Origin of the sequence: Microcystis sp. M53598_WE2 (assembly GCF_030067735.1) — a bacterium.
In the GTDB taxonomy this organism is placed as follows: domain Bacteria; phylum Cyanobacteriota; class Cyanobacteriia; order Cyanobacteriales; family Microcystaceae; genus Microcystis; species Microcystis aeruginosa.
Genome location: NZ_JASJFE010001079.1, coordinates 1 through 4,185 on the forward strand (window position 1 = coordinate 1; position 4,185 = coordinate 4,185).

Genomic DNA, 4,185 nt, shown 5'->3' on the forward strand with positions numbered 1-4,185 from the left:
GCACGATATCGCCACTATAACCGACGCTGTAGCCTTCCCGGAGGGGTCGATCGCTCACCTGTTCGAGGGTTCCCTTTGTCGTCCGATACTGTCCCGTTTCGGCAACATATCCCGCGGCCACCACTTCTAAACCGATCCTGTCTTGATTGGGGGTAAACTCCGCGATGGTGGCGATCGGATAATCCCTGGTATCGCTAAACTCCACTAGGGCCAGATCCTTATCTTTTAAAAGGGAATTCGGCGCGATCGAGGCTGTGCGGGTTTGGCCGTCGTGGGTTTGGATCTGTAGGGTGGTCGCGCCGCGGGTAACGTGAGCGTTGGTCAAAACGAGGTATATACTGCCTTTTTTCCCGATAATGATTCCCGATCCCCGATTTATCTCGCTAGTAATCTTAACAGTGACTTGACGGATCGATCGCTCGATCTGCGCGTTTGGGCTGTCTTCCGCCACGATCGCCGGAGCAGAGAAAGGGGATAGCGCTTTAACCGGTACGACGGGCAGAAGTAGGAGGCTTAGGAGTAGGGGAAAGGGTTTCAACATGGTTATTATGGGGAAATTCGGGGTAAAACAGCGAAAATTCTAGCGGGTGGGAACGCAATTATTTTGCGGGCCAGCAGATCTCGTACCACAGGGCGCGTCGCGATCGGCGAGTGGTGCTTTGGCGAAAAACTCCGTCATCGAGATATAGGTTTTATCTCCGGAATTCTGGAGGAGCATATCCGAGCTTTTCCCCTCTAGGATGTCCATGAGTTGTTGCAAGACTAAATCTGGATTGTCGTGGGGTTTAAGGGTAAAAAGTTGGCTATTACCATCGCAGGGATCGCCGGATCGTGAAACGCTGCAGATGATCGGGTATCCCTTCGCCCGGCCGGTGGTGAGATAGTTAAAACGCCCTTGATTATATGCTTCCTGGAATTTTTTCGTGACTTCCTCGCAACGAACCGGGGAACGTTTGGAGAAATATTCCGATTTCCAGCCGATAATCCGCACATTGCCGCTCCTTTGGGGAATCCAAGCCAGGGTGGCGGGGATTTTTCCTCCCGATGCGCGATCGAACACCTCTTTACAGAAGAAGGTGACGCCATTCGGGGTGGTCGATTGGCTGAAACCGGGGGCGATACCACCGAGGAGGACAGTGGCGAGGAGGCCGACGCAAGCGAGACGGTGGGAAATATATCTAGAGTTCATAGGGATAGTTCCTCAGAAAATAGGGATTAGAATCGTGATTAGGGTCAAAATGGGATTATTTAAGGGTTAGCGGCGGCGTTGAGGGTGTAGCGACCCGATTCACCCCCTTCGCGAGAGGTAGCCACTAGGATATAAACTCCATCGGCGGGTAATTCGGTTACAAGTCGAGCGTTAAAATCCCCGGGGGCGCGATCGACACGCTGGTTACTACGGGCGACCTGTGGGTATTTTGTCCCCTCGGAAGATTGGAGAACGCGATAGAGGACAAGATAGGGAGCGATCTCGTTGCTGTTCATATCCAGAACGATTTTCTGTCCGGCACGACCCTCGAACCCGTAATATTGCTCGTTTTGGTCTTTGGTCAAGTTGCCTTGAACGGTCTGACCGTTAAGAGGGAGGGCGAGTAACTGTATCCGATCGTCCTGTCCTAATGTTGAGACGGTGGAGACATCGCCTGTTTTAACTGCGGTGAGGAAAGCTTGCAGGCGATCGAGGGAAACGGCGAAATTAATGCCGCTCTGGGTAAGGCCGATCGGGTTTCCCGCACCGTCGTAAACGTAACTCCCGATATCGCCTGCGACGTTAACCCCCACCACTTCCCCCCGTGAATTCAAAAGCGGCCCGCCGGAATTGCCTTTGTTGATATTAGCGTTGTGTTGCACAATGCCTTTTTCGGGGTCGAGACGGCTGATAATGCCCTGGGTGAGGGTGTTTTGATAGTCCTCGTTTAAGGGTGTGCCGATGACGAAAACGCTTTCGCCGACTTTGGCGGAGTTCGGACGGGCGAGGGGAAGATAGGGCAGGTTTTGGCGGTTATAAATCCGCAGGACGGCTAAATCCACGCCATTTTTAGCGAAGCCGATCACGTCTGCCGAGGCCTGCTGTCCGTTGGAAAATTTCACCGTCACCACCCGGGGGCCGTCCGCAACAACGTGGGCGTTGGTAATGATGATACCGTCGGGACTGACGAGAAAGCCGCTACCGTGGCCGCTGCCATTTTTGACGGTGACGACGGCGGGGCTGGCTTTCTGATAGACTCTAGAAGCGGTCTGCTCCTGCGCGAGGAGGGGTGGAACGTTTTCCATCAGGAAGCCTCCTGGTTGAACGAGTAGGCCAGTGGTGGCCAGTAGCACCGATAGGGTGAAAGTAATTGGTTTCATCGGGTTGGCTCCTCTTTAGTCGGGGGATACTTGCAAGGATGTTATCGTTGGTTTTTTTCCAATTATGCGATCAAGTTTTAAGTCCTCAGATTGCTTTTTTTACAAAAGTTTAGAGGGGGAGAGCGATCGCTCTCCCTTGCAACTTACGCACCTATCTGCCGTAGTGCTTCTATGGCGCTGTTGTACATTTCTGTGTTTCCCTGCTGGCGAAATAATTCGGCGGCCGTTGTTAGATCGGCGATCGCATTTTGTCTCTGGTTAAATGCGAGATGGACGTATCCGCGGAAATGGTAAGCGTAGGCAGCGCGGGGGTTTAGTCGGATCGCGGTGTTCAGGTCTTGAAACGCCGGCCGCCATTGTTCACGAATCGTGTAAATCATGCCCCGACCGAGGTAAGCTTCGGTATAGTCTGGATCGAGTTCGATCGCTCTGGTGAATTGAGCGAGGGCGAGATCATATTTTTCCTGTTGGATGTAGTTAATTCCCCGGTTAAAGTGGGCGATCGCTTCTTTGTAGTTCGCTTGAGCGATCAGGGTTTCGGCTGGTTGTCGGCTTTCTAGGGCCATAACGGGGCGAACAGTGGCGAGGGTGGAGAGGCCGATTAGACTGACGGTGGTGAGAAGGGCAAAGGATTTCATGGGTAGTTCCTCGGTGAGGGTGATTTGAACTTCTACCTAATTCATCGGTTGCTTTTTTGAGAATATGCAGGATAGGGCAATCAATTTTTTTGGCGTTGTCAGATCAGAATAGGAAAGATGCCATGCAATCCTTGCTATCAAAGTAAGGAAACCCAACAATAGACCCAAGGAAACCCAAAAAAAAGATTCAGACGGATTTAGGTGTTGGCTGTTGGGTTTCGCTCCGATGACCCAACCTAGGAAAGGATGCGATCGCTTTTCGTTCTCTAAAACAGTGATCGCACCAAGATGACAAGCACTGTAGCATAACCCACCGAATATTATAAAATTGGTGGTGCGTTACATTTCATGCTTGGCCAAATCCGGCAAAATAAGCTTTAACCTCATGCCAGAAATTTTCAGACTGGAAGGCTATGTTTTCTTTTTCTATGCCAATGAAGGCAATGAACCCATGCACGTTCACGTTCGACGGGGCGGCGGATATGCTAAATTTTGGCTAGAGCCGCTAGAATTGGATTATGCTAAAGGTCTAAAAACCAAAGAAATTGTTCGGGCTGAAGTTATCATTACAGAAAATATAGAAATAATACGGAGGAAATGGCACGATGTATTTGGTACATGAAAGCATAGTAAAAGCTCAAAAAGTTTGGGTTGAAGATAAATGGATTTGTATTCGTTTAGAAGACGATAGAGAAATTCGTTTTCCTGCTTATAAAAATAAACGCTTATCAAAAGCAACCTTTGAACAATTAGCAGAGGTTGAGTTAATTTGTGATGGCACGGGATTACATTGGGAAACCTTAGATGAGGATTTGTCCATCATTGGCATTTTAGAAGGAAGATTGGGTGCTTAAATGTTAAATGCTTAAAAAAAATCGGCTCTACCGAACCTAGTAATCATAGCAATTACCGTCGATTGGGTTGACCCAAGGAAACCCAAAAAAAAGATTCAGACAGATTTAGGTGTTGGCTGTTGGGTTGCGCTTTTCCTGAGACTTGAGAGGTTTTCTTTAACCTAATGGGACTTAAACAAATTTCAAGCCCAAACAAAGCCTAAACTGGCTTTGTAAGCGGCAAACACATCCCGATTCTCGGTCAGCCACTCAAAGAAACGGAAAGACATCGCTGTCCAAAAAGCTTCCAAGGCTTCCACAAGAGTGTTTAAAGGTCGACTCGCCCACTGCCTTTGCAATCCCCC

At 49.6% G+C, this 4,185-nt stretch carries 6 protein-coding genes and 1 pseudogene; 2 read left to right on the forward strand and 5 right to left on the reverse strand.

Annotation, left to right across the window (positions count from 1 at the left end; all coding sequences use genetic code 11):
• From PX636_RS21935 to PX636_RS21950, 4 genes are all read right to left on the reverse strand, one after another.
• The coding region (locus PX636_RS21935; RefSeq protein WP_288118888.1) for a S1 family peptidase at window positions 1-541 on the reverse strand (541 nt) is incomplete at its 3' end.
• Between the two features lie 39 nt (window positions 542-580).
• Window positions 581-1,189: a COP23 domain-containing protein gene (locus PX636_RS21940; RefSeq protein ID WP_002763038.1), complete on the reverse strand. Its 609-nt coding sequence runs from the start codon at window positions 1,187-1,189 to the stop codon at window positions 581-583.
• 59 nt (window positions 1,190-1,248) lie between these two features.
• Entirely contained in the window at window positions 1,249-2,349 is a 1,101-nt protein-coding gene (locus PX636_RS21945; RefSeq protein WP_052275773.1) for a S1C family serine protease, read from the reverse strand.
• A 143-nt stretch (window positions 2,350-2,492) separates the two neighbouring features.
• Window positions 2,493-2,987 (reverse strand): tetratricopeptide repeat protein, encoded by a 495-nt coding sequence (locus PX636_RS21950; protein ID WP_288118889.1) that lies wholly within the window; start codon window positions 2,985-2,987, stop codon window positions 2,493-2,495.
• 334 nt (window positions 2,988-3,321) lie between these two features.
• Between PX636_RS21950 and PX636_RS21955 the strand changes: the two genes are divergently transcribed.
• Window positions 3,322-3,609, forward strand: coding sequence for a DUF4160 domain-containing protein (locus PX636_RS21955; RefSeq protein ID WP_253852414.1), 288 nt, complete (start codon window positions 3,322-3,324; stop codon window positions 3,607-3,609).
• Window positions 3,593-3,841 carry a DUF2442 domain-containing protein gene (locus PX636_RS21960; RefSeq protein ID WP_002785172.1) on the forward strand — a complete coding sequence of 83 codons (249 nt, stop codon included), beginning with the start codon at window positions 3,593-3,595 and terminating at the stop codon, window positions 3,839-3,841. Before PX636_RS21955 ends, PX636_RS21960 begins: the two co-directional genes overlap by 17 nt.
• Before the next feature lie 182 nt (window positions 3,842-4,023).
• Here the strand turns inward: PX636_RS21960 and PX636_RS21965 are convergent.
• Window positions 4,024-4,185, reverse strand: a pseudogene (locus PX636_RS21965) (IS701 family transposase); the annotation flags it as partial.

What these genes read in the sequence shown, in the direction of transcription:
- PX636_RS21950 (WP_288118889.1), bottom strand. Translation starts at nt 2,987, where the DNA reads ATGAAATCCTTTGCCCTTCTCACCACCGTCAGTCTAATCGGCCTCTCC.
- PX636_RS21960 (WP_002785172.1), top strand. Translation starts at nt 3,593, where the DNA reads ATGTATTTGGTACATGAAAGCATAGTAAAAGCTCAAAAAGTTTGGGTT.
- PX636_RS21940 (WP_002763038.1), bottom strand. Translation starts at nt 1,189, where the DNA reads ATGAACTCTAGATATATTTCCCACCGTCTCGCTTGCGTCGGCCTCCTC.
- PX636_RS21945 (WP_052275773.1), bottom strand. Translation starts at nt 2,349, where the DNA reads ATGAAACCAATTACTTTCACCCTATCGGTGCTACTGGCCACCACTGGC.